Raw genomic sequence first — 21107 nt, 5'->3', positions numbered from 1 at the left:
GGTACACGCCGGTCCGGGAAACGCCCGGTCGAAGGAGCGGGTGACCTGTCTACTGGGCCGGACCCCACTGCTGCTGCATGAGGACGCCCTTGCTGGCCAACCATGGCAGCGGATCCATCTTCGTGTCGGCGGGATCCCAGATCTCCAGATGCAAATGTGGACCTGTGGAATCACCGCGGTTTCCGACCGATGCGATCACATCGCCGGTGTTCACCCGCTGCCCGACGGTCACGTACATGTTGTTGACGTGACCGTAGACAGCGGTGGTGCCGTCGTCCTGCTTGACGCGCACCCAGAGACCGAAACCCTGAGCCGGGCCGGCCGAGATGACGGTGCCACCCATCACGGAGTGAATGGGGGTACCGATGGGATCACCGAAGTCGATCCCGTAATGCATTGCGCCCCAGCGCATTCCGAAACCGGAAGTGAGGGGGCCGTCGACCGGCTTCACGGCCGGCGCCGGAGCGACCTGCTGCTGCAAGCCCTTGATGGTCGCCTCGGCCTGCGCGAGCGGGCCGGCCACCTCGGGCGGCAGGTTCTGCAGACCGAAGGGGGTGGGGTTCGGGGCGTTCACCTGGTCGGCGACCGGCTTCGCCTGCTGCGGGGCCGGGGCGGCGACATCGGCGGCCTGCTTCAGGTTCGCCGGTGCGGTGTCGTCCTCGACCGCGGCCTTCTGCGCGACCGGGGAGTCGTCGTGGTTGGGGAGTAGCGGGGCGGCGTGCGCCAGGGCGGGAACCAGCTGGGTCGCGGTGCCGATGAGGGCGGCTCCTGCGACGGCGGCTCCGACGCCGATCTTCACCCGATCCCGGGTGGTGTGCTCGGTCCGGTGCTTGCGACGGTTGGTCAGACCGTCCCATTCGGCACCGAAATCGTTGAGCAAGTCCAATACTGAGACGGAGTTCGCGGTCTCTCTGTGGTGCGGCACTACTCGTCCTAGCGTTCGAAGTTCCGGTAACGATTCGGTTTCGCTGTGACGGAAACTGTACTCGGTTGTGACCATTCCGCAACCTTTTGTGCGAAAACGGCAGCTCGGCAGATCGAACTGATGATCACGGCCCGTGACCCCGAGGAGCACACTGGCAGTCATGGTTCTCGACGAGCTGAACACCCCGATCGTTCTCGCGCCCATGGCCGGCGGACCGTCGACTCCGGAGCTGGCCGCGGCCGTCTCCGAGGCGGGCGGGCTGGGCTTCCTCGCCGCCGGTTATCTCACCGCGGCCGATCTCGCAGACCGTATTAAACGGACAAGGGCTATTACTACGGCATCCTTCGGCGTCAACCTGTTCTATCCTTCCGCCCCCACCCCGGCCGACCGGTTCGCCGCGTACGTCGCGGAGCTCGGCCGGGACTTCCCGGTCGGCGAGCCCCGCCACGACACCGACGACTGGGACGCCAAGCTCGACCTGCTGATCGCCGAACCGGTCGCGGTCGTATCGGTGACCTTCGGCTGCCCGAGCGCCGACGAGGTCGCGCGGCTGCACGCGGCGGGTTCCGAGGTGTGGGTGACTGTGACCTCCGTGGCCGAGGCCCGGCAGGCCGCCGACGCCGGAGCGGACGCGCTCATCGCGCAGGGCGCGGAGGCGGGCGGGCACCGCGGCGTCTTCACCGACCGGGCCGAGGACGACGCCGTCGACGCGCTCGGCCTGCTCACGCTGGTCCAGCTGCTGACCGCCGCCGTGGACCGCCCGGTCATCGCGGCGGGCGGCATCAGCACCGGCGCGGGCCTGGCGTCCGTGCTCGCCGCGGGCGCGGCGGCGGCCCAGATCGGCACCGCCTTCCTGCGCTCCCCCGAGGCGGGCACCGCGCCGCTGCTGCGGGACGCGGTCGCCTCCGCGGCGCCGACCCAGCTCACCCGCGCCTTCACCGGCCGGCGGGCGCGCGGAGTCCGCAACAAGTTCATGACAGACCATCCGGACGCCCCCGTCGCCTACCCCGAGATCCATTACGCCACGGGGCCTTTGCGGGCCGCGGCGCGGAGCGAGGGCAACGCCGACGCGGTGAATCTCTGGGCCGGTCAGGCGCATTCGCTCGCACCGGAGCTACCGGCCGGCGAGCTGGTACGACAGCTGTCGGCGGAGGCGAAAACCGCTCTGGAAAAGGCACTTTCGCGACCAATCCAGGGTTGTTGACAACCTTTGTCGATTAGAATCGGCTGACACCTTCCGCCATCCCATGAGGAGAGCGATATGTCACTCGACGTACCCACCGCACTACTCGAGCGTGCTGAGCGCGGTGAAGTCAGCGACGCCGAATTCGTCGATTGTGTCCGTAACTCGCTGCCCTACGCCTACGAGGTCGTCAGCCGGGTCGCCGCGGACTTGCATTCCGGCACCGAAGAGTTCGCCGACAACACCATCGCTCCACCGGATGAAACGGCCCGTGGCCAGCTCCTCCGCGCCATGGCCTCCGACGCCATCCGCGGCGGCCTGGAACGCCACTTCGGCATCAAGCTCGCCTTCCAGAACTGCCACCGGGTAGCGGCCTTCCCGCTCTCCTCGGTAGGCGGCGACACCTACAGCACCTTCATCTCCACCCGCGCCCAGCTCCTCAACCAGAGCCCCGAGCTCCGCAACTGCTGACGCACCAGCTCGGCGCGACCGAAACCCGGTCGCGCCGAGCTACGTCCGCACCCGCCCTACTTCCGAAACCGCCGGAACCTCCTGACCTCGCGAAAAGCCAGCCAGCAGAAGATCAGGAACGGCACCACGAAGATCCCGAACGCGGCGATCCCATCACCCCAGCCATCCCACCCACTGTTGCAGCTGATGCCGATCACAGCGATTGTCAGCACCCCGAAGAGCAACAGCAGCACCCCCAGCACGATCCACCACAGCACCCGGCCGACCCCCGCCCGGCGCTCGGATGTCGGCACCCCGTACCCGAAACCCGGCTGCGCCGCGGCATAGGAACCACCCGGCCCAGGGAAGGCCGCACCCGCCTGCGAACCGTAGAGCGGCGCAAAAGTCCTGTCCCCCAACGGCTGCGCCGTATGCCCGAAGCCCGGCGGCGCCGCGGCATACGGCGGCACTCCGCTGGCCTGCGCCGCGTCGGGCCGATACGGGCCGCCGTACGCCGATGCACCTTGATCACGGACAGGCGGTGAATACGACTGCGCCGCAGGCGATGCCTGCCAGGGGGCTTCGAAGCCGGGCGCATCCCCGGGTCCGCCGACGGTCGGGGCCTGGTGGCGGGGGTAGGGATTGCCGGGGCGGTGGTCGACCGGGCTCGGTGGGGGTGTGAGCGGGGAGTCCTGGGTTTGGGACAGGTAGGGGCCGGAGAGTGAGAAGGGGCTGCTCGCATCCCATTTCGTGGTGGGTGGGGCCGGGACTATGGGGCGGCTGGGGGTCGAGTGTTGCAGGCCGAGGGCGGCGCGGGCGGCGGTGGCGAGGGCGCCGGCGGCGGGGAAGCGGGCGGCGGGGTCCTTGGCCATGCCGCGGAGGACGATGCCGTCGAGGGCGGTGGGGACCGAGGGGTTGCAGGCGCTGGGGCGGGGTGGGTCGAGGGTGAGGTGGGCGGCCATCTGGCTGGCGGGCTCGGATCGGGCGAAAGGCTTTCGGCCGACCAGGCATTCGAAGAGCATGCAGGCCAGGGAGTAGACGTCGGAGCGGAGATCCTCGCTGCCGGAGAAGCGTTCGGGGGCCATGTAAGCCCAGGTGCCGACGGCCGCGCCGGTGGTGGTGAGGGTGGTCTGGCCGATGCCGCGGGCGATGCCGAAGTCGATGAGGTAGGCGAACCCACTGGGCAGGGTGAGGACGTTGGAGGGTTTCACGTCGCGGTGGATGAGGCCGGCGCCGTGCGCCACGTCCAGGGCCTCGGCGACCTGCGCGATCAGATCGACTGCGCGCGAGGGCGTCAGCGCGCCCTCGGCGGCCAGCACCTTGCCGAGGTCGGAGCCGTCCACCAGTTCCATATCGATGAACAGCCGGCCATCCAGTTCGCCGAACGAGTGGATGGGCACGATGTGCGGTCCGCGCAGCCGAGCCGCCAGCCGCGCTTCGCGTTCGAAGCGCCGCCGGTAATCGGTGTCGGCGGCCAGTTCCGAGGGCAGCAGTTTGAGTGCGACCTCGCGCTCCAGATTGGTGTCCTCGGCCAGCCAGACCTGGCCCATGCCACCGCGGCCCAGTAGTTCGACGAGACGGTAGTGACCGAGCTGATCCTGCTGTCCGAATCGGCCGAGTCGGCCATGCGCCGGCACGTGCCCTCCCCCAGGTCTATCTGTGACAAGGTGCTCAGCATACGACCGTGACGCGACACCCGCGGCGGAGCGGCGACGACCCCTAACCGCCGGAATTAACCAATAATTCGCCACGCCGCGATGGCCTGGGGGTTGATTGTCCGGTTCGCTTCGAGCAGCATCCGACTGCATGCCGTCGAATCCGTTGAATCCCACCGGAGATGTTCCCGACACCGGTATCCCCGAAGCCCTGGCCGCACGCATGACGATGGCCGAACAACACCAGTGGCACCGCGCCTACCTGCGCCGCCACCCGGTCTCCCGGCGCAACTTCCTGCGCGGCTCGACGGCCGCCGCGGCGGTCGCGACCCTCGGCGGCTCACCGTTTGCCAAGCGCGCCTATGCCGACGACGCACAGCTCGCCGTGGCGGGCAGGCACGTGAGTTTCGGCCCCGACGCCGCGAGCCAATTGCGCTTCGGCGCGCAACTCTCACGCAATCCGCAGGGCGCCAAGGTCTTCCTCGATCACGGCCCCACCCCCGCCCTGGGCGGCACCCTCGAGGCCGAAGTACGCAACCTGGTGACCCAGATCCCGTCGAGCGACGGCGGTGTCCTCGCGGCCGAGCAGTTCTATGTGCACGCGCCCGTCGACGGCCTGCCCGCCCGTCTCCCGCACTTCTACCGCTGGCGCACCTCCGACGGCTTCACCGGCGATACCCGCGCCGCGTCCACCGCCCTGCCCACGGCGCGGAGTGCGGTGCTGCCCTTCCGTTTCACCATGATGGGCGATCAGGGCACCGACGAGACTCCCACCCAGCCGCCGGGTCTCGCGCCGGGCGACTACGACGACCGCTACTACAAACCCGACAACGACCCGGCCACCCCGCACGCCACCAATGTGCTGCGCCGGATCGCCGACAGCCGGCCGGATTTCCATGTGCTGGCGGGCGATATCGCCTACGCCGATCCGTCGGGCGCGGGTAAGAGCCCGCAGTTCGTCCCCTCCGGCGGGGATTCCGCGAGCGGCTTCGACAAGTTCAATCCCTATGTGTGGGACGTCTATCTGGGTGCGATCGAGCCGAGCGCCTCGGTCACCCCGTGGATGTTCGCCACCGGCAATCACGATATGGAAGCCGCCTACGACACCCACGGCTACGGCGGCCACCTGGCCCGCCTGGATCTGCCGGGCAACGGCCCCGCGGGCTGCCCGTCGGCGTACACCTTCACCTACGGCAATGTGGCGGTGCTGTCGCTGGACGCCAATGACATTTCCTACGAGATCAAGGCGAACACCGGCTATTCCGGTGGCGCCCAGAACAATTGGGTGGAGCGCACGCTGGCCGCGCATCGCGCCGACGGCAATATCGATTTCATCGTCTGCTTCTTCCATCACTGCGCCTACTCGACCACCGATTCGCATGCCAGCGACGGGGGTGTGCGCGATGCCTGGTGCGCGCTGTTCGACCGCTATCAGGTGGATCTGGTGCTGCAGGGCCACAATCACGTTTTCGAGCGCACCGATCCGATTCGCGCGGGCGCCGCGACCCGGGCCGCGGAGGACAATTCCGTCGTCTACCCGGAAACCGACGGCACCGTCTATTACACGGTGGGCGGCGGCGGGCGTCCCCGCTACGGTTTCCAGCCGGGTTCACCGGAGACCTACCGCGGCAATACGGTTGCCGACACCACCGTCCCCAACAGCTATGTATGGACCCCTGACGGCGAGAAACAGGACGAGGCCGCGCCCTGGTCCCGGGTCCGATTCCGCAATTATTCGTTCATCCGGGTGGACGTCCGGCCCGGATTCTTCGCCAGCGAAATGGATGTCGTCGCGGTCGACGAGTACGGCCGCGAATTCGACAAGCTGACCTACCGCCGTCAGGTCCGCGCCTGATCTCACGGTGACTTGACATACATCGCTTGACCGGCGCTCCCCGGTGCGATCGAATTCAGCTCGCAGCAAAGCATTTCCAGCACGAAGCATTCAGCACCGAGGAGCACCAGTGCCCAGCGAGCAGTCCGCCGATACCTTCGACCTGTGGGACCAGGACGGCGACGGCCTCATCTCCGCCGACGATATCCTGGCCGGGATCACCGCTCTCGGCCTCGAAATCGACGCCGACGCGGTCCAGCGCCTGGTCGCCGCCGCCGACACCGACGGCGACTGGCTCGTCTCCCGCGAGGAGTTCGAAGCCGCCCGCGCCGACCACGATCCGGAGATCACCGATCCGGACGCCGCGTTCGACACCTTCGATATCGACCGCAACAACCTCATCGAACTCGACGAGCTGGAATCCCTGCTCCGCACCTGCCCGGGTCTCACCGACGAATCGGCCGAATCCCTGCTCGCCGCCGCGGATGTCGACGGCGACGGCTACCTGTCCCGAGCGGAATTCGCGGCCCTGCTGGCCACGCTGGCCGAGTGACGGTTCCGCGCGCCCTGCTCAGGCCTCCAGCAGCCGGCGCTTGAGCACCTTGCCCGTGGGGTTGCGCGGCAGTTCGGTCAGGAAGACGACCTCGCGGGGGACCTTGTACCGCGCGAGGTTCGACTTCACGTACTCCTTGACCTCGACTTCGGTGAAGGTCGCGCCGTCGTGCACGACCACGAAAGCCTTGAGCCGGGCGCCGTATTGCTCGTCGTCGACGCCGATCACGGCCGCCTCGCGCACGGCGGGGTGGGTGTAGAGCAGCTCCTCCACCTCGACCGGGAAGACGTTCTCGCCGCCCGACACGATCATGTCGTCATCGCGGCCGTCGATGAAAAGCCGTCCGGCACTGTCGAAATGACCGACATCCCCGGAGGACATGAGCCCGCGGACGATCTCCTTGTGCCCGCCGCCGGTGTATCCCTCGAACTGGATGATATTGCCGACGAAGATGCGCCCGGTGACGCCGGCCGGGACCGGCTGTCCCTGCTCGTCGATGATCTCCACGCGCGCGCCCAGCACCGGCCGGCCGACGCAGCCGGGTTCCACGGCCAGGTCCTCGGGGGTGGCGATGGTGGCGTAGGCGACCTCGGTCGACCCGTACAGGTTGTAGACGACGGGCCCGAAGGCGGCGGTCACCTCGCGGCAGAGTTGTGCTCCCAGTTGGGATCCCGCCACGAAGATGATGCGCAGCGCCGACAGATCCTTACCGGTGAACGCCTGCCCGCCCAGGTCCATCATGCGGTTGAGCATGACCGGCACGACGATCATGGTGGTGGCGTGATGTTCGGCGGCGCTGTCGATGGCCGTCTGCGGATCGAAGCGGCGGCGGACCACCAGGGTGGAGCCGAAGCCGAGCGCCAGTACGGCCATGGCGAAGCCGAGCGTATGGAACATGGGCGCACAGCATTCGACCACGTCGTTCGTCCGGAACGGGACCTTCGACAGCAGACCGCCCAGGGCCGCAAACGATTTCGGCTCCCCGCGGGGCGCGCCCTTGGGAGTGCCGGTGGTGCCACTGGTCAGCAGGATGATCTTGGGTTCCGCGCCGGGCGCCGGCGGCGGTTCCGGCGAACCCGCGGCGATGAGCGCTTCCAGGCTGTCGTCGCGCGGTTCCTCGGTCCAGGCCCGGTAGCTGCCGCGGCGCGGGGTCACCTCGTCGAGCATGTGCGCGTACTCGTCGTCGTAGACGAGCAGGTCGGTGCCCTCGCGGGTGGCCACGTCGCGGATCTGCGGGCCCGCGAAATCGGTGTTCAGCAGGATGATCCGGGCCCCGCACTTGGCGGCGGCGAAGGTGGCGTCCAGCAGGCCGCGGTGATTGCGGGCCAGAATGGCCACGCCCTCACGGGGTTTCAGGCCGCGCTCGCGCCAGGCATTGGCCAGCCGGTTGGAGCGGTCCTCCAGTTCGGCGAAGGTCAGCTCGCCGAGTTCGTCGATGAGGGCGGTGCGGTCCGGGTAGCGGGCGGACGAAAGCCGTAGTCCCGCAGCCAGGGTGCCGTAGCGCAGCATGGCGGTGGCGGCGGCCAGCAGATTGGTCGGTGATTCCAGCCGCGCCAGCCCGGCCCCCGCGACCAGGCGAGCCGATTCGAGTTCGGTGTAGGCGCGCTCCCCCACCGATCGGATCAGTCCGAGCGTCATACGTGCACCCCTTCTAGTCCCCGATGACCGCGGGGCCCTCGACAGCGTGGTGCGGGCCCCTCGGGGTCAACGGTAAGCGAAGCGGCGGGTGCGGCGGTTGACCGTTTCCGCCACCCTCCCTTCGCGGGCGGGAGGGTGGCGGTCGCGTTCAGGAGAGGGTGATGACCGTCAGCGAGCCGTCGGCATGCTGGGCGCGCAGCCGCTTCTTGTCGAACTTGCCGACGCTGGTCTTCGGGACTTCCTCGATGAAGGTCCAGTATTCGGGCAGCTGCCATTTGGCGAACTTGTCGGCCAGGAAGTCGCGCAGCTCTTCGGGTTTGGCGTCCGCGCCCTCGGCCAGCACGATCGCGACCAGCGGCCGCTCGTCCCACTTCGGGTCCGGGATGCCGATGACCGCGGCCTCGGCGACCGCCGGGTGGCCGACGATGGCGTTCTCCAGATCCACCGAGGAGATCCACTCGCCGCCGGACTTGATGACGTCCTTGGACCGATCCACCAGGGTCAGATAGCCATTGGGGCTGATCTTGCCGACATCGCCGGTGCGCAGCCAGCCGTCGTGGAACTTGTCGGCGTCGACCGCCGAACCGCTCGGCGAGTAGTAGGCGCCGGTGATCCAGGGGCCCTTGACCTCCAGCTCGCCCCAGGCGACGCCGTCGTTCGGCTGGATGGTGCCGTCCTCGCCGACCAGTCGCGCCTGCACGCCGGCCGGGAAGCGGCCCTGCGTGTAGCGGTAAGCCCACTCGGCTTCACCTTCCGCGCCGACCGGCGGGTGCGCCACCGAGCCGAGCGGGGAGGTCTCGGTCATGCCCCACGCGTGCAGCAGTTTGACGCCGTACTGATCCTGGAAGGCGCGCATCATGGCCGGCGGTACCGCCGAGCCGCCCACCACGCAGGTGCGCAGATGCGTGATGTCCTGCGGGTTGGCCTGCAGGCCGGCGAGCACGCCGCCCCAGATGGTCGGCACGGCCGCGGCGAAGGTCGGCTTCTGGTCGGCCATCATCTGCAGCAGCGGTTGCGGCTGCAGGAAGCGGTCGGGCATGAGCACATTCGCGCCGGACATGAGGGTGGCGTACGGGATGCCCCAGGCGTTGGCGTGGAACAGCGGCACGATGGCCAGCACATTGTCGCGGGCCGTGAAGCCCATGCCGTTGGGCGAGATCACCTGCATGGCGTGCAGCCAGTTGGAGCGGTGCGAGTAGACGACGCCCTTGGGGTCGCCGGTGGTGCCGGAGGTGTAGCACATGCCGGCCGCGGACCGCTCGTCGATGACCGGGAAGTCGTAGGTGTCCGACTGCGCGGCCAGCAGTTCCGCGTAGGAGTGCACGGTGACGCCCGCGGGCGCGGTCAATGCGCTCGCGTCGCCGTTGGCCACGATGACGTGCCGGACGGTCTTCATGCCGGGCAGGTACTGGGCGAACATGGGCAGCAGCGAGCCGTCCACGATGACCACCTGGTCCTCGGCGTGATTGGCCACGAACACCAGCTGCTCCGGGAACAGGCGAATGTTCAGCGCGTGCAGCACCGCGCCCATCGCGGGCACCGCGATGTAGGCGACCATGTGCTCGTTGTTGTTCCACATGAACGTGCCGACCCGGTCACCCACCCGGATACCCAGGCCGTACAGCGCATTGGCGAGCCGGGCGGCATCCTCTCCGACCTCGCGGTAGGTCTGCGTGCGAACCCCGTCACCGGTCCAGGTGGAGACGTGGCTGTCGCCCTGGAAGGTCGACGCGTAGCGCAGCAGCGTCGCCAATGACAGCTGCTCGTCCTGCATGGTGCTCAACATTTCCCAACCGCTCCTCGCCAAGTGCCAACTGAAGAGTGAACTGAGTCACTAGCCCGCAGGATAGCCGAAATCGGACACAAAGAGCTGCGGGCGGCGAACCCCACATTCGCCGCCCGCAGCTTTGTCGGCCGGCCCGCCACCGCCCAACACGACGACCGGCCGACCCGGAGGTCCTGATCTGCGACGACGCGCTGATGACGCCCCCTGCGGCGCCACAGAAACAGCCAATCACCAACCAGGACAAGCAAATTGGAGCAATATCTTCCGTGAATATATGCAGGCCGATGGTGAGCTGTCCAGTCGAGGACATCGGCGCAGGTCAGCACCGTGGCCGAAAATACCGATTCACTGACCGGGCATGTCTTCGCCACCAGCGGTGATAGCTCTACCGTTCAGCTATGCAGCGAGAACCGTCCATCCTCATCATCGGCGCCGGATTCGCCGGGCTCGGCATGGCGCTGGAACTGATGCGCAACCGGATCGGCAACTTCACCATCCTGGAGAAGGCCGAAGATCTGGGCGGCGTCTGGCGGGAGAACACCTACCCGGGCGCGGCCTGCGATGTGCCGTCACCGCTGTACTCGTGGTCGTTCGAACCGAAATCCGATTGGCCGCGGCGGTTCTCGCATCAGGCCGACATCCACGAGTACATGGGCACGGTCGCCGAGAAGTACGATCTGACGTCCCGGATCGAATTCGGGGTGGAGGTCACCGACGCGGAATTCGATGAGCAGTCCGGGATCTGGCGGGTGCACACCGCCGACGGGGTCACCCATATCGCGGATGTCCTCATCCCGGCGGTGGGGCAGCTGTCGCGGCCGGCGCTGCCCAATCTGCCGGGGATCGACACCTTCACGGGTGCGGCCTTCCATTCGGCGGAATGGGATCACTCGGTGGATCTCACCGGGAAGCGGGTGGCCTGTATCGGCACGGGAGCCAGTGCGATCCAATACATTCCGGCGATTCAGCCGAAGGTCGAGCACCTCACACTGTTCCAGCGGTCGGCGGCGTGGGTGCTGCCCAAATTCGATACCGAGTACAGCGCGCTGCATCACGCACTGTTCAAGTACGTGCCGGTGACGCAGCTGGCGGAGCGGTTCGCCATCTGGAGCTTCTTCGAGGTACTCGCCTTGGCGCTCACCGATATTCCGGCCATGAAGGCGCCGGTGATCGCGATCGCCGACCGGCATCGGCGTGAGCAGGTGCCGGATGAGGCGTTGCGCGCCAAGCTGACTCCCGACTATGCGGCCGGGTGCAAGCGCGGGCTTTTCTCCAACGAGTACTTTCCGGCGCTCGGGCAGTCGAATGTGAGTGTGGAGACGACGGCCATAGAGTCGGTGACGCCCAAGGGGATTCGCACCGCGGATGGCGTCGAGCATGCGGTGGACGTGATCGTCTATGGCACGGGTTTCAAGGGGACGGAATTCCTTGCGCCCATGAACATCTACGGCATCGACGGACGCAAGCTGGCCGACGAATGGTCGCCGGAGGGTGCGCGCGCTTACCTGGGCATGTCGGTGCCCGGATTCCCGAATCTGTTCATGATGTACGGGCCGAATACCAATGTGGGGTCCGGGTCGATCATCTACATGCTGGAGTCGCAGTCCCGGTACATCCGGCAGGTGGTGCGGTATCTGACCGGTAAGCCGGGGCAGTTCCTGTCGGCGCGGCCGGAGGTCGAGCAGGGCTGGGACGATTGGCTGCAGCGGCGGTTGCGGGACACGCCCTGGAACTTCTGTTCCAGCTGGTATCGGAATGCGTCCGGCCGGATCACCAATAACTGGCCCGGTGCGACGGTGCTGTTCCGCTGGAAGACGAGCCGGTTCACGCCGAAGGATTTCGACGAGCGGCGGGCGGCCCGGCGCTGACCGGGTGCGGGCACCGCTCCTTGACTGGGCGCGGCAACTGTCTGAGACTGTGTTCATCTCGGCGCTAGATTGTCTGAGACACAGGCGACGGCGTCGGGGATTATCCGATCCCTTCGGAGGTCTCAATGACGCTGACCACCGCCGGCATCCCGGTCGAAACCCTGCCCGAGCGCACCTCGCGCTGGGCCCGCGAATGCCTGGAGTGGGCCAAGGTCCCCTTCCTGCCGACGGGCCAGCGCGTCGGCCGGGTCTACGACATCGTCGGCCCGCAGAACCTGTTCGGCGAGGATTCCCTCTTCATCAACCTCGGCTACTGGCACGACGCACCCGACAGCCTCGACGAGGCCAGCCGCGACCTGGCCCGGCTGGTCGCCCGGGAGGCCGAACTCGGACCCGGCGATATCCAGCTCGACGTCGGATTCGGTTACGGCGACCAGGATTTCCTGTGGGCCCGCGAATACGGGCCCAAGGAGATCATCGGCATGAACATCGCCACCGAGCAGATCGATATCGCGACCCGGCGGGCCGCGGAGCTCGGACTGTCCGACCGTATTCGCTTCGAATACGGTTCCGCCATCGATCTGCCGCGCGCCGACGCCTCCTGCACCAAGGTGACGGCCCTCGAATCGGCCTTCCACTTTCCTTCGCGCGCAAAGTTCTTCGCCGAGGCGCATCGGGTCCTGCAGCCCGGCGGCAAACTGGTGACCGCCGATATCACAGTGCGCCGCAATGCGATCACCGAACCCATGCTGCGCGTGCAGGATCGCGCCGAGTCACGTCAGCAGCCCGGTGACCATGTCGAGCGTGACGTCCTCGACCTCGGCCGCTATCGGAAGGCCCTGCAAGCGGCCGGCTTCGACCAGGTGAACGTCTACTCGATCCGCCGCGACGTCTACTTCCCCCTGGCCCGCTTCCTCGGCAAGCGCCTCCGCGACCCCGACATGCACCGCGTCAACCCGGTGCTGCGCGCCACCTTCAGCCGCCCCGGCCTGCTGGTCTGGGGCCCCTGGGCCGACTACATCATCGCGGTCGGCACCAAGAGTTAGCCCATAACCCGGATCTATGACGGCATAGGTCGCCGCGGTCTACCCGGCCGGCCGCGGCAAGGGCACGCTCGAACTTGAACGGCCGAAAGGAGCAAACCATGACCCGCCAGCGCCGCCGCCCCACCTTCCCCGAATGGCTGGGCTACACCGTAGGCCGCCCCATGCCCGAAGACCTGCACGCCTGGGTCCTCCACGACCTCACCGGAAAGCACGCCTACACAAGGCATCTCATCCGCGGCATGGCCCCCTTCCTGCCCATCTTCGCGGCCTTCCTCCTCTTCTTCCCCGGCCCCTTCTGGATCCGCGCCGCCATGACCCTCCTCTCCCTGATCCTCGCCCTCTTCTACTGCGCCGCCTACATGGCCCCCAACCGCGCCTTCCGCCTGACACAGCACGGCTTCCCCGAAAACCTGGACGCCCCCGGCATCCTCCACGCCACCCCCCACGAACGCGCCCTCTACACCGCCAATCACCCCCACTGAATGCCCCTCGCACCGCCCCACCACCGCCCCCACCCACCGGGAATGCGGCTCCCCGCCCTCCTACCGGGTAGACTCCCCGACGTCCCGCCAGGCAGCATGCCCCGCAGCCGCCGCCCAGCCCTCGTAGCTCAGGGGATAGAGCACCGCTCTCCTAAAGCGGGTGTCGCAGGTTCGAATCCTGCCGAGGGCACTTCTTGAAATCCTCGTTTACCCAGCTCAGAGGGCCTTTAGAGCAGCGGGAGTCGGGCTATGTGCGCGGGATGACGGGCAGGAGTAGGTACGGACGTTGGCCGGGGGTTCCGGTCAGGGTTGTCTGGCCGTTGTTGGTACGGCATCCAGCTGGGCATGAACTCCGAGGTGATGCCGCCCTGGTGGGTGAACTCGCGGTAGTAGTCCGACGCACCCTCCCACGGGCAGATCGCGGCCAGGTGTGGTGGCGCGAGCTCGGCGACCTGCCACTGGTTGATGGCAAGATAGGAGATGCCGAGCATGCCGATCTTGCCGGTGCTCCACGACTGCGCGGCGGCCCACTCGATGCAGTCGTAGAGGTCCCGCGTCTCGCGCGGCGAGAAGAAATCGATGGCACCCTCGCTGCCGCCCGTACCGCGGGTGTCGATGCGAACGCAGACGTAGCCGGCCGGGACCCAGCGTTCCGGGTCCGGGTACTCCCAAACCTGGTAGGCGTTCGTGGAATGTTCGGAGAGTTCCGGGTGCTCGCGGAGCAGGCTCTCCATCTGATGCGGGTAGCCCTCGGCGAAGGGCAGCCCCTTGCCGTAAGGGCCGGCGGCGAGCAGTACCGGATGGGGATCGTCGTCGTCCGGGCGGAAGACATCAGCGGCGAGTGTGATGCCGTCGTCCATGGTGATCCGCACATCCCAGTCGACGCGCATGCCTTCTCGCACTTCGCTTTTCGGTGGGTAGTTCTCGCTCACAACACACCCCTCAACCAACTAATGTAAAAAAGCCTGCATTAACACCAGTGTGGGACAGCCATCACTAACGCAAGAGATCTTGCATAGCTGTGGTCTGCTCAGAGATCGCCGGCGAAGGCCCGGTCGACAAGCGTTTCGAGCTGGGAGTCGGGAGTGGCGTACCCGATGATCGCGCGCAGATAGATGGGCGCGAGCACGACATCGAAGATCCGCTCCACGCTCGGCGGGTTCCCACCATGCGTGACCCGATGATGATCGATCGCCTGCTGGATCTGATCGGTGCGCCGGCGCAGATAGGCGCGGCCATCAGCCGCCGGCTCTTCCTCCGCGCTGCCATAGAGGGCGGACCCAGCCATGGCCAGCGCCCGATAGAAGGCAAACCCCTCATGCGTCTTCACCTGTGCGGCAACAGAATTCGCCCACTCCAGCAGGTCGCGCCGAAGGTCGCCCGAGTCAGGAAACGGCGACTCCTCGATGAGCTCGGTGACCGCAACATCCAGCACCAGCGATTCGATCGTGCCCCACCGCCGATAGATGGTGACCTCATGCACGCCCGACCGCTCGGCAACCTCCCGAACAGTCAGCACATCACGCCCCTCCCCGAACAGCGACCGCACAGCATCGAAAACCGTCCGGCGAGTGCGTTCGGTACGCCCCCCAGGCCGGGCGCGACCAGGCTGCGGCTGCGTCATGGTCGAAGGCTAACCGAGTCCACAATGCAAGTCTATTTGCATTAAACTGCCGCGCCGGACGGCCAGGCGCTGCAAAAGTCGATCTTCACGGCCGGTTCGTGCTACGACAGAGTTCATGATGCGAGGCATACTCAGGGTTGCGGCAGTATCAGTTCTTCCGGTTATCGCGTTCGCGGCGACGGCCGGCCCGGCGTCCGCGGATACATCGTCCTTCGATCCCGCTCACGTCGATGGTGGAGACGGCTGCTCGGGCACGGTCAGCGCGTCGGCTTCGCCCCAACAGGGCCAGCAGGGCGGCGATCATGCGACCTTCTTCGACAGTTCGGTGCAGGTCCAGGTGAATTTCAAGGCCGACGCCGCCGACAATCCGCTGGCTTCGATGTCGGGCTCTCCCGCCGCGGGCACCAACTGTTCGATTTCCGCGACGGTCACCGCCACCAATCTCGATACCGGCGTCACCGCGACCGATACCCAATCCACCCGATACGACAGCCACTACGGCTGGAATGCCACCTTCTTCACTTTCCCCGGCTCGGGCCGGGTGAGTATTCAGGTCAGCACGAACCCCAGCCCCGCCGAACTGGTCGTCGACGTACCGGCGCCCCGCTGACCTCGGATACGCACGCGCTGAGGATGTCCGGGAAACCGAAGAGTGGGACCAGGGTTGGGTCGTGGAGGGCGGTTACGCGGGAGACGCCGGTGGGGGTGGTGTCGAGAACTACTACGCCATATGCGTGGTGGGGGCCGGGGGGTTCGCGGTGGTAGATGACGGCGGCGGGTTGGGCGTTGGCGGTGGTGGCGAGCATGCGCCAATCGCCTGGTGTGCCTAGTACATAGGTGGCTAGTAGGTGGATGCAGCGGGTGCGGCCGGCTTGCCAGTCGCGGAAGGGGGTTGCTTCCAGGGTGGCGTCGGTGCGGAGGATCTGTTCCAGGAGGGTGGCATCAGATTTTTCGAAGGCCGCTATGTAGCCGTCGAGGAGGGCTCGGGCGTGGGGGTCGGTCGGTTCCAGTAGGGCGGCGGGCTGGGGGGCCAGGTCGTCCAGGCGGGCGCGGGCGCGTTGCAGGCCGCTTTTGACTGCTGCGGTGGTGGTGTCGAGGATTTCGGCGGTTTCGGGTGCGGTGAAGGCCAGGACCTCGCGTAGGAGGAGGATGGCGCGTTGGCGGGCGGGGAGGTGTTGCAGGGTCGCGATGAGGGCCAGGCGTAGCGATTCGCGCGCGATCACCACTGCTGCCGGATCGTCGGCGGGTGGGGTGATCCACTCGTCCGGGAGGGGTTCCAACCACGAGACATGCTCTGGTGCAATGAGATCCGGGATGCGATCGGGGCCGCCGTAGGGGCCGCCCAGGCCCGAGGGCAGGACGCGGATGCGGCGCGGCTCCACCGCTGTCAGGCAGACGTTGGTGGCGATCTTGTAGAGCCAGGAGCGGATCGAGGAGCGGCCTTCGAAGGTGGGGTAGGAGCGCCAGGCTCGGAGGTAGGTTTCCTGGACCAGGTCTTCGGCGTCGTGGGCGGAGCCGACCATGCGGTAGCAGTGGGCCAGCAGTTCGCGGCGGAAACGTTCGGTTTCGGCGGCGAAACGGTCCTGGCTCGGTGGCGACCCCGCAGGCGACGTCATGCGGGTGAGCTTAGGGCGCGGGGGGGCGGTCAGGGCAGTAGGGCCAGTTTGCCGACGGTGGCTCGGGATTCCAGTTCCGCGAGGGCCTTCGGGGCATCGGACAGGTCGTAGGTGGTGGGGCGGACGGGGGTAAGTACGCCGGTGGCTATGAGGGTGAAGAGTTCTCGCATCACCTCGCCGAAGATCTGCGGGGCGGCTTGGATCAGGGCGCCGATATTGAGGCCGATTACGTGAATTTGGTGCTGGTACACCAGATCCCAGTTGGACAGCGTGGCTCCACCGCCTGCCAGGCCGTAGACTATGACCCGGCCGGTGACTCGTTTGGCCACGGCCAGGCTCGCACCGAAAGTGCCGCCGCCGGCCGACTCCAGGACTACATCGACGCCGACGCCCTCGGTCAGCCGCAGTACCTCGGCGGCGAGGTCGACGCCAAGGGAGTCCAGGACATGATCGGCGCCGAGCGCTCGCACCGTCTCGTGCTTGCCGGGCGAAGCGGTGGCAATGACCTTTGCGCCATAGTGTTTCGCCATTTTCACCGCGGCCTGACCGGTTCCGCCCGCGGCCGCATGGATCAGCACGGTCTGCCCGGCAGCAAGACAACCCAGCGGTCTGAGTGCAGCCAGGGCGGTTGGCCAGTTCACGACCAGACCCAATACCTCCTCAGTCGTCCAGCCCGCTGGGACCGGTACTGCCGCGACCGCGGGCAGCACCATGTACTCGGCGAAAGCGCCGTATCCGACGCCAATAACCAGAGCACCAGCTTCGAGACCGGTCACCGCCTCGCCCACCGCAACAATCTCACCGGCGGCCTCGAACCCCGCGATATACGGCGGCGGCGGACCGCCCGGGCTGGTGCCGCGGGCCTGCGAGATATCGCGGAAGTTGATGCCCGCAGCGCGCACTCGGATCAGGCTCTCCCCTGCACCAGGGGTCGGCACCGGTGCGTCGGTGATCAGTTGCAGGTCCTGCGGGCCGTTCAGCGAGATTTGCCGCAGCGCGCGCATGGTCGTGGGAAGGCTCATAACAAGGTAGACCTCCGCCACCACGGAAAGGAATCGCTCGGGTGGGGACAGCCCCACCCGAGCGGGGAGCCAAACGCATGTCGGTGACACCCCGGAACTCATATGTTCGATGGTGCAAGCGATTTCGAGGAGCAGCGGAGGAAAGACGATGAGCGAAGTGGTGCTGGTGACCGGGGCCGCGAGCGGTATCGGTGCGGCGCTGGCGCGGTGTTATGCGCGCGGCGGGGCGCAGGTGGTGCTCGTGGATATCGATGAGGACGCGGGGTTGGCGGTCGCCGCGGAGACCGGCGGGCATTTCGTCGCCGCCGATGTTGCGCGGCTGGACGATAATCGGGCGGCGGTCGAGGTCGCGGTGTCCGCGTTCGGGGGGCTGGATGTGGTTCATCTGAATGCCGGGACCGGGGGTGCGGGCGGCGTCGGTGAGGATTTCGACGTCGAGCGTTATCGGCGGACCATGGCGGTCAATGTGGATGGAGTCATGTTCGGCATTCACGCTGCCTTGCCCGCGTTGCGGGCGCGTGGTGGCGGTGCGATCGTGGCGACCTCGAGCCTCGCGGGTGTGGCGCCCACGCCGTTCGATCCCATTTACGGGGCCAGTAAGCACGCGGTCATCGGGCTGGTGCGGTCGCTCGCGCCGAAGTGGGCGGAGGCCGGAATCACCTTCAATGCCATCTGTCCCGGTTTCGCCCGGACCGGCATGGTGCCCGATGCTCTGATCGACCACCTGCACGGGGAGGGTTACGCCGTCGCCGAGCCGGAGGAGATCGCCGCCGCGGCCGTGGACATCGCGCACGGCAAGGGCACCGGGCAGGCGTGGGAGCTGCAGGCGGGACAGCCGCCGATCTCGGTCGAGTTCCCGCATATCGCACTCAGCCGCAGCACAACCGACGCCCGTTGACCTGCGGCGGCGTTTCGTTCACTGCGGGTAGTTGCCGTATACGCGGTTGATTTCGAACTGGTAGATGAGGCGTCGTTCGGCACGGACGTGGTCCATGAATTCGGCTTCGGTGAAGGGGCGGTCGTGGCCCAATTCGTCGTCGTGGCCGAAGACCATGCCGGGGCCGGCGGCCTCCCCGTGCCGGGCGCGCATGAAATCGACCAGCTGACGCGGGGTTTCGGGGCCCTCGAGAATGGTCACGACGGCTTCCACGCCGACCCAGTCCGGGTGGGCGCCGAAGACGAACAGCGAGCAGCGCGGGTCACGCCGGAGGTTGTGCGTGCGAACCAGGGCCGCGGAGCCGGAGGCCCAGAGCCGCCCGTTCACCACGGCGACCTCGATTCGAGCCATGTGGGCCGAACCGTCCGCGCGGAGCGTGATCATTGCGGCGTCGGGGGTCTTCCCGAGGAAATCGGCGAGGTGTCGGTCCATGGGATCCACCCTGAAGGACGCCGGCCGCGCACTCCAGCCACGCACCGGGCGCGCCCGAATTTCCGCCTCTTCCAGGCGCGATAGGTACCGAATCCGCCACCGATGGGCGGATTGCGGCGCCGAACCGTCTCGTTCGCCCGCGAAGGCTCCGGAAATTGTTGCGGCGCATGCCGAAGGGAGTGCTGCGAAAACCATGATGACCTCGAACCCGATCGAGAGCCGCGCTACGGGACTCAGAGGCGATTGATAGCCACGATACGCGGACTCGAATACGCAAGGCCCGCCAAGCGGACTCGACTGCCAGGATCTCGAGGCACCCGCCTGCGAGGATGTAGCGATGGTCGATCAGCAGGCGCCGCCCGCGGAGCGCGCCAAGGTCTCTCCGACGTACGTGCTCGCCGGGCTGGTGGCCGTGGGCATCATCGCGCAGGCGTGGCTGGCCACGGTGGTGGGCTCGTTCGCGCGGCTGCAGACCGCGACGACCGTGTTCGTGGGTGTCTTCGTGCAGGCGGTGCCGTTCCTGGTGCTCGGTGTACTGGTGAGTGGCGGGATCGCGGCCTTCGTCTCGCCTGCCCTGTTGCGTAAGGCCTTGCCGCGCAACGAGACCGCGGCCATCGGAGTCGCCGGGCTGGCGGGGATGGCGCTGCCGGGCTGCGAATGCGGTGTGGTGCCGGTGGCGCGGCGGCTGATCGATCAGGGTGCGCCGAGTTCGGTGGCCCTCGCTTTTCTGCTGTCCGCGCCGGCGACGAATCCGGTGGTGCTGGTCGCGACGGCGGTCGCGTTTCCGGGCGAGCCGGGGATGGTGTGGGGGCGGTTCGTCGGCTCGCTGGCCACCGCTCTCGTGATGGGTCTGCTCTGGTCCAGGATCGGACGTCCGGGCTGGATGCTGCCGCGGAGTCGCGGGCACGACCACTGCACCGAGGGCAGCACCCGCTGGGAAGTGTTCACCGAGGCGGCGCGGCATGATCTGTTGCAGGCCAGCGCCTTTCTCGTGCTCGGCGCGGCGGCCGCGGCGGCTCTGCACGTCCTGGTGCCGCCCACCTGGTATCAGCGGCTGGGCGGGGAGATGGTGATCGCAATTCTGGTGATGGCCTTGCTGGCCATCGTGCTCGCGCTGTGCTCGGAGGCGGATGCGTTCGTCGCGTCGAGCATGTCCGCGCTGCCCTTGCTGCCGCGGCTGGTGTTCCTGGTGGTCGGGCCCGCGGTCGATGTGAAGCTGTTCGCCATGCAGGCGGGCAGTTTCGGGCGGCGGTTCGCGATTCGGTTCTCGCCGTTGACCTTCGCGGTCGCGGTGGTCTGCGGCACGATCGCCGGATATCTCTGCCTGGGCGGTGCCCGATGAACCGGGAAACCCAGAATCTGTTGCTGCTCTTGATCGGCGGCGCCGTGCTGTGGACGGCCCTGGACGGCAGCTACCTCCGCTACGTGAAGCCCGGACTGTTCCCGTTCCTGCTGATCAGCGGCGCGGGCTTCCTGCTGCTCGGAATCATCGCGATCGTGCGCGATATCCGGCGCGCCCGCCCCTCGGACGACCATGAACACGGCACCGGCCGAGCGCAATGGCTGCTCCTCGCGCCCGCCGCCGCTCTCCTGCTCATCGGCCCGCCCGCCCTCGGCGCCGCCGCCGTCACCACCTCGGCCCCCATGCCGGTGGCCGCCGATCAGCCACAGCAGCACCCTTTCCCGCCCCTCCCGGAGGACCCCGCCCCGACCCTCACCATGTACGACCTGGTCGAGCGCGCAGTCCTGGACTCCGCCCATTCCCTCGACGGCCGGGAGGTGCGAGTCTCCGGTTTCGTCATCGCCCCCGGGGATTCCACCCTCGAACTGGCCCGTGTCCTCATCACCTGCTGCGTAGCCGACGCCCGCTACCTCTACATCCACCTCGACGGCATCCACGACCGTATCGCCGACAACACCTGGCTCGAGGTCCGCGGCACCGTCGACCCCGGCAGCGCCACCCGCGACCCCTCGCGCATCCCCACCTTCAAGGTCACCGACTACCACCAGATCCCCGCCCCGGCAGGCACATACGAACTACCCCATTGACGGCTGC

At 67.6% G+C, this 21107-nt stretch carries 20 protein-coding genes and 1 tRNA gene; 12 read left to right on the top strand and 9 right to left on the bottom strand.

The window, feature by feature from the left end; all coding sequences use genetic code 11:
* Positions 1 to 49: 49 nt before the first annotated feature.
* On the bottom strand, positions 50 to 886 hold the full coding sequence (locus tag ACH438_RS17415) for a M23 family metallopeptidase (protein WP_397006256.1): 837 nt from the start codon (positions 884 to 886) through the stop codon (positions 50 to 52).
* Between the two features lie 199 nt (positions 887 to 1085).
* Here ACH438_RS17415 and ACH438_RS17410 point away from each other — a divergent pair, with 199 nt between their 5' ends.
* Both ACH438_RS17410 and ACH438_RS17405 read left to right on the top strand, forming a co-directional pair.
* Positions 1086 to 2129: an NAD(P)H-dependent flavin oxidoreductase gene (locus ACH438_RS17410; protein WP_397006254.1), complete on the top strand. Its 1044-nt coding sequence runs from the start codon at positions 1086 to 1088 to the stop codon at positions 2127 to 2129.
* Between the two features lie 57 nt (positions 2130 to 2186).
* Entirely contained in the window at positions 2187 to 2579 is a 393-nt protein-coding gene (locus ACH438_RS17405) for an SCO5389 family protein (protein WP_397006252.1), read from the top strand.
* A gap of 56 nt (positions 2580 to 2635) precedes the next feature.
* Here the strand turns inward: ACH438_RS17405 and ACH438_RS17400 are convergent, their stop codons facing one another.
* Positions 2636 to 4195 carry a protein kinase gene (locus ACH438_RS17400; protein WP_397006250.1) on the bottom strand — a complete coding sequence of 520 codons (1560 nt, stop codon included), beginning with the start codon at positions 4193 to 4195 and terminating at the stop codon, positions 2636 to 2638.
* Positions 4196 to 4364: 169 nt separating this feature from the next.
* On the opposite strand from ACH438_RS17400, the gene ACH438_RS17395 reads away from it, so the two are divergent.
* Complete coding sequence (locus tag ACH438_RS17395) at positions 4365 to 6068, top strand: metallophosphoesterase (RefSeq protein ID WP_397006248.1); 1704 nt, start codon at positions 4365 to 4367, stop codon at positions 6066 to 6068.
* A gap of 109 nt (positions 6069 to 6177) precedes the next feature.
* Complete coding sequence (locus ACH438_RS17390) at positions 6178 to 6600, top strand: EF-hand domain-containing protein (RefSeq protein WP_397006246.1); 423 nt, start codon at positions 6178 to 6180, stop codon at positions 6598 to 6600.
* A gap of 18 nt (positions 6601 to 6618) precedes the next feature.
* Here ACH438_RS17390 and ACH438_RS17385 read toward each other — a convergent pair whose 3' ends face one another.
* Together ACH438_RS17385 and ACH438_RS17380 are read right to left on the bottom strand one after the other, a co-directional pair.
* Positions 6619 to 8238 carry an acyl-CoA synthetase gene (locus tag ACH438_RS17385; protein ID WP_397006244.1) on the bottom strand — a complete coding sequence of 540 codons (1620 nt, stop codon included), beginning with the start codon at positions 8236 to 8238 and terminating at the stop codon, positions 6619 to 6621.
* A gap of 148 nt (positions 8239 to 8386) precedes the next feature.
* Positions 8387 to 10024 (bottom strand): long-chain fatty acid--CoA ligase, encoded by a 1638-nt coding sequence (locus tag ACH438_RS17380; protein ID WP_397006242.1) that lies wholly within the window; start codon positions 10022 to 10024, stop codon positions 8387 to 8389.
* Between the two features lie 398 nt (positions 10025 to 10422).
* Between ACH438_RS17380 and ACH438_RS17375 the strand changes: the two genes are divergently transcribed.
* The 4 genes from ACH438_RS17375 (at position 10423) to ACH438_RS17360 (ending at position 13610) form a co-directional block, all read left to right on the top strand.
* Positions 10423 to 11892, top strand: coding sequence for a flavin-containing monooxygenase (locus tag ACH438_RS17375; protein WP_397006240.1), 1470 nt, complete (start codon positions 10423 to 10425; stop codon positions 11890 to 11892).
* A 125-nt stretch (positions 11893 to 12017) separates the two neighbouring features.
* Entirely contained in the window at positions 12018 to 12938 is a 921-nt protein-coding gene (locus tag ACH438_RS17370; protein WP_397006238.1) for an SAM-dependent methyltransferase, read from the top strand.
* A gap of 98 nt (positions 12939 to 13036) precedes the next feature.
* On the top strand, positions 13037 to 13420 hold the full coding sequence (locus ACH438_RS17365; RefSeq protein ID WP_397006236.1) for a DUF5313 family protein: 384 nt from the start codon (positions 13037 to 13039) through the stop codon (positions 13418 to 13420).
* A 117-nt stretch (positions 13421 to 13537) separates the two neighbouring features.
* Positions 13538 to 13610, top strand: a tRNA-Arg gene (locus ACH438_RS17360).
* 37 nt (positions 13611 to 13647) lie between these two features.
* On the opposite strand, the gene ACH438_RS17355 is transcribed toward ACH438_RS17360, so the two are convergent.
* Positions 13648 to 14352 carry a CocE/NonD family hydrolase gene (locus ACH438_RS17355; protein ID WP_397006234.1) on the bottom strand — a complete coding sequence of 235 codons (705 nt, stop codon included), beginning with the start codon at positions 14350 to 14352 and terminating at the stop codon, positions 13648 to 13650.
* Positions 14353 to 14450: 98 nt separating this feature from the next.
* Entirely contained in the window at positions 14451 to 14969 is a 519-nt protein-coding gene (locus ACH438_RS17350) for a TetR/AcrR family transcriptional regulator C-terminal ligand-binding domain-containing protein (RefSeq protein WP_397006232.1), read from the bottom strand.
* Positions 14970 to 15159: 190 nt separating this feature from the next.
* Here ACH438_RS17350 and ACH438_RS17345 point away from each other — a divergent pair, with 190 nt between their 5' ends.
* Positions 15160 to 15654: a hypothetical protein gene (locus ACH438_RS17345; protein WP_397006230.1), complete on the top strand. Its 495-nt coding sequence runs from the start codon at positions 15160 to 15162 to the stop codon at positions 15652 to 15654.
* Here ACH438_RS17345 and ACH438_RS17340 read toward each other — a convergent pair.
* Positions 15599 to 16660 carry a sigma-70 family RNA polymerase sigma factor gene (locus tag ACH438_RS17340; RefSeq protein WP_397006228.1) on the bottom strand — a complete coding sequence of 354 codons (1062 nt, stop codon included), beginning with the start codon at positions 16658 to 16660 and terminating at the stop codon, positions 15599 to 15601. The genes ACH438_RS17345 and ACH438_RS17340 overlap by 56 nt on opposite strands.
* Positions 16661 to 16689: 29 nt before the next feature.
* Positions 16690 to 17682 (bottom strand): zinc-binding dehydrogenase, encoded by a 993-nt coding sequence (locus ACH438_RS17335; protein WP_397006226.1) that lies wholly within the window; start codon positions 17680 to 17682, stop codon positions 16690 to 16692.
* Positions 17683 to 17830: 148 nt separating this feature from the next.
* Here ACH438_RS17335 and ACH438_RS17330 point away from each other — a divergent pair, with 148 nt between their 5' ends.
* Complete coding sequence (locus ACH438_RS17330; RefSeq protein ID WP_397006224.1) at positions 17831 to 18580, top strand: SDR family NAD(P)-dependent oxidoreductase; 750 nt, start codon at positions 17831 to 17833, stop codon at positions 18578 to 18580.
* A gap of 18 nt (positions 18581 to 18598) precedes the next feature.
* On the opposite strand, the gene ACH438_RS17325 is transcribed toward ACH438_RS17330, so the two are convergent.
* Positions 18599 to 19051, bottom strand: coding sequence for a pyridoxamine 5'-phosphate oxidase family protein (locus tag ACH438_RS17325; RefSeq protein ID WP_397006222.1), 453 nt, complete (start codon positions 19049 to 19051; stop codon positions 18599 to 18601).
* Positions 19052 to 19388: 337 nt separating this feature from the next.
* Here ACH438_RS17325 and ACH438_RS17320 point away from each other — a divergent pair, with 337 nt between their 5' ends.
* Both ACH438_RS17320 and ACH438_RS17315 read left to right on the top strand, forming a co-directional pair.
* Positions 19389 to 20393: a permease gene (locus ACH438_RS17320; RefSeq protein ID WP_397006220.1), complete on the top strand. Its 1005-nt coding sequence runs from the start codon at positions 19389 to 19391 to the stop codon at positions 20391 to 20393.
* A complete protein-coding gene (locus ACH438_RS17315) occupies positions 20390 to 21100 on the top strand; it encodes a TIGR03943 family putative permease subunit (protein ID WP_397006218.1) in 711 nt (236 codons plus the stop codon). The genes ACH438_RS17320 and ACH438_RS17315 overlap by 4 nt, the downstream gene beginning before the upstream one ends.
* The last annotated feature ends 7 nt before the right edge of the window (positions 21101 to 21107 follow it).

Source organism: Nocardia sp. NPDC020380 (genome assembly GCF_044386975.1).
Classification (GTDB): Bacteria; Actinomycetota; Actinomycetes; order Mycobacteriales; family Mycobacteriaceae; genus Nocardia.
Note: the sequence above shows the minus strand (reverse complement) of the source record. Positions and strands in the feature narration are given on the sequence as shown.

Coding starts and splice junctions, on each gene's coding strand:
- ACH438_RS17410 (WP_397006254.1), top strand. CDS start 1,086: ATGGTTCTCGACGAGCTGAACACCCCGATCGTTCTCGCGCCCATGGCC.
- ACH438_RS17405 (WP_397006252.1), top strand. CDS start 2,187: ATGTCACTCGACGTACCCACCGCACTACTCGAGCGTGCTGAGCGCGGT.
- ACH438_RS17395 (WP_397006248.1), top strand. CDS start 4,365: ATGCCGTCGAATCCGTTGAATCCCACCGGAGATGTTCCCGACACCGGT.
- ACH438_RS17385 (WP_397006244.1), bottom strand. CDS start 8,238: ATGACGCTCGGACTGATCCGATCGGTGGGGGAGCGCGCCTACACCGAA.
- ACH438_RS17380 (WP_397006242.1), bottom strand. CDS start 10,024: ATGTTGAGCACCATGCAGGACGAGCAGCTGTCATTGGCGACGCTGCTG.
- ACH438_RS17375 (WP_397006240.1), top strand. CDS start 10,423: ATGCAGCGAGAACCGTCCATCCTCATCATCGGCGCCGGATTCGCCGGG.
- ACH438_RS17370 (WP_397006238.1), top strand. CDS start 12,018: ATGACGCTGACCACCGCCGGCATCCCGGTCGAAACCCTGCCCGAGCGC.
- ACH438_RS17365 (WP_397006236.1), top strand. CDS start 13,037: ATGACCCGCCAGCGCCGCCGCCCCACCTTCCCCGAATGGCTGGGCTAC.
- ACH438_RS17345 (WP_397006230.1), top strand. CDS start 15,160: ATGATGCGAGGCATACTCAGGGTTGCGGCAGTATCAGTTCTTCCGGTT.
- ACH438_RS17340 (WP_397006228.1), bottom strand. CDS start 16,660: ATGACGTCGCCTGCGGGGTCGCCACCGAGCCAGGACCGTTTCGCCGCC.
- ACH438_RS17335 (WP_397006226.1), bottom strand. CDS start 17,682: ATGAGCCTTCCCACGACCATGCGCGCGCTGCGGCAAATCTCGCTGAAC.
- ACH438_RS17330 (WP_397006224.1), top strand. CDS start 17,831: ATGAGCGAAGTGGTGCTGGTGACCGGGGCCGCGAGCGGTATCGGTGCG.
- ACH438_RS17325 (WP_397006222.1), bottom strand. CDS start 19,051: ATGGACCGACACCTCGCCGATTTCCTCGGGAAGACCCCCGACGCCGCA.
- ACH438_RS17320 (WP_397006220.1), top strand. CDS start 19,389: ATGGTCGATCAGCAGGCGCCGCCCGCGGAGCGCGCCAAGGTCTCTCCG.
- ACH438_RS17315 (WP_397006218.1), top strand. CDS start 20,390: ATGAACCGGGAAACCCAGAATCTGTTGCTGCTCTTGATCGGCGGCGCC.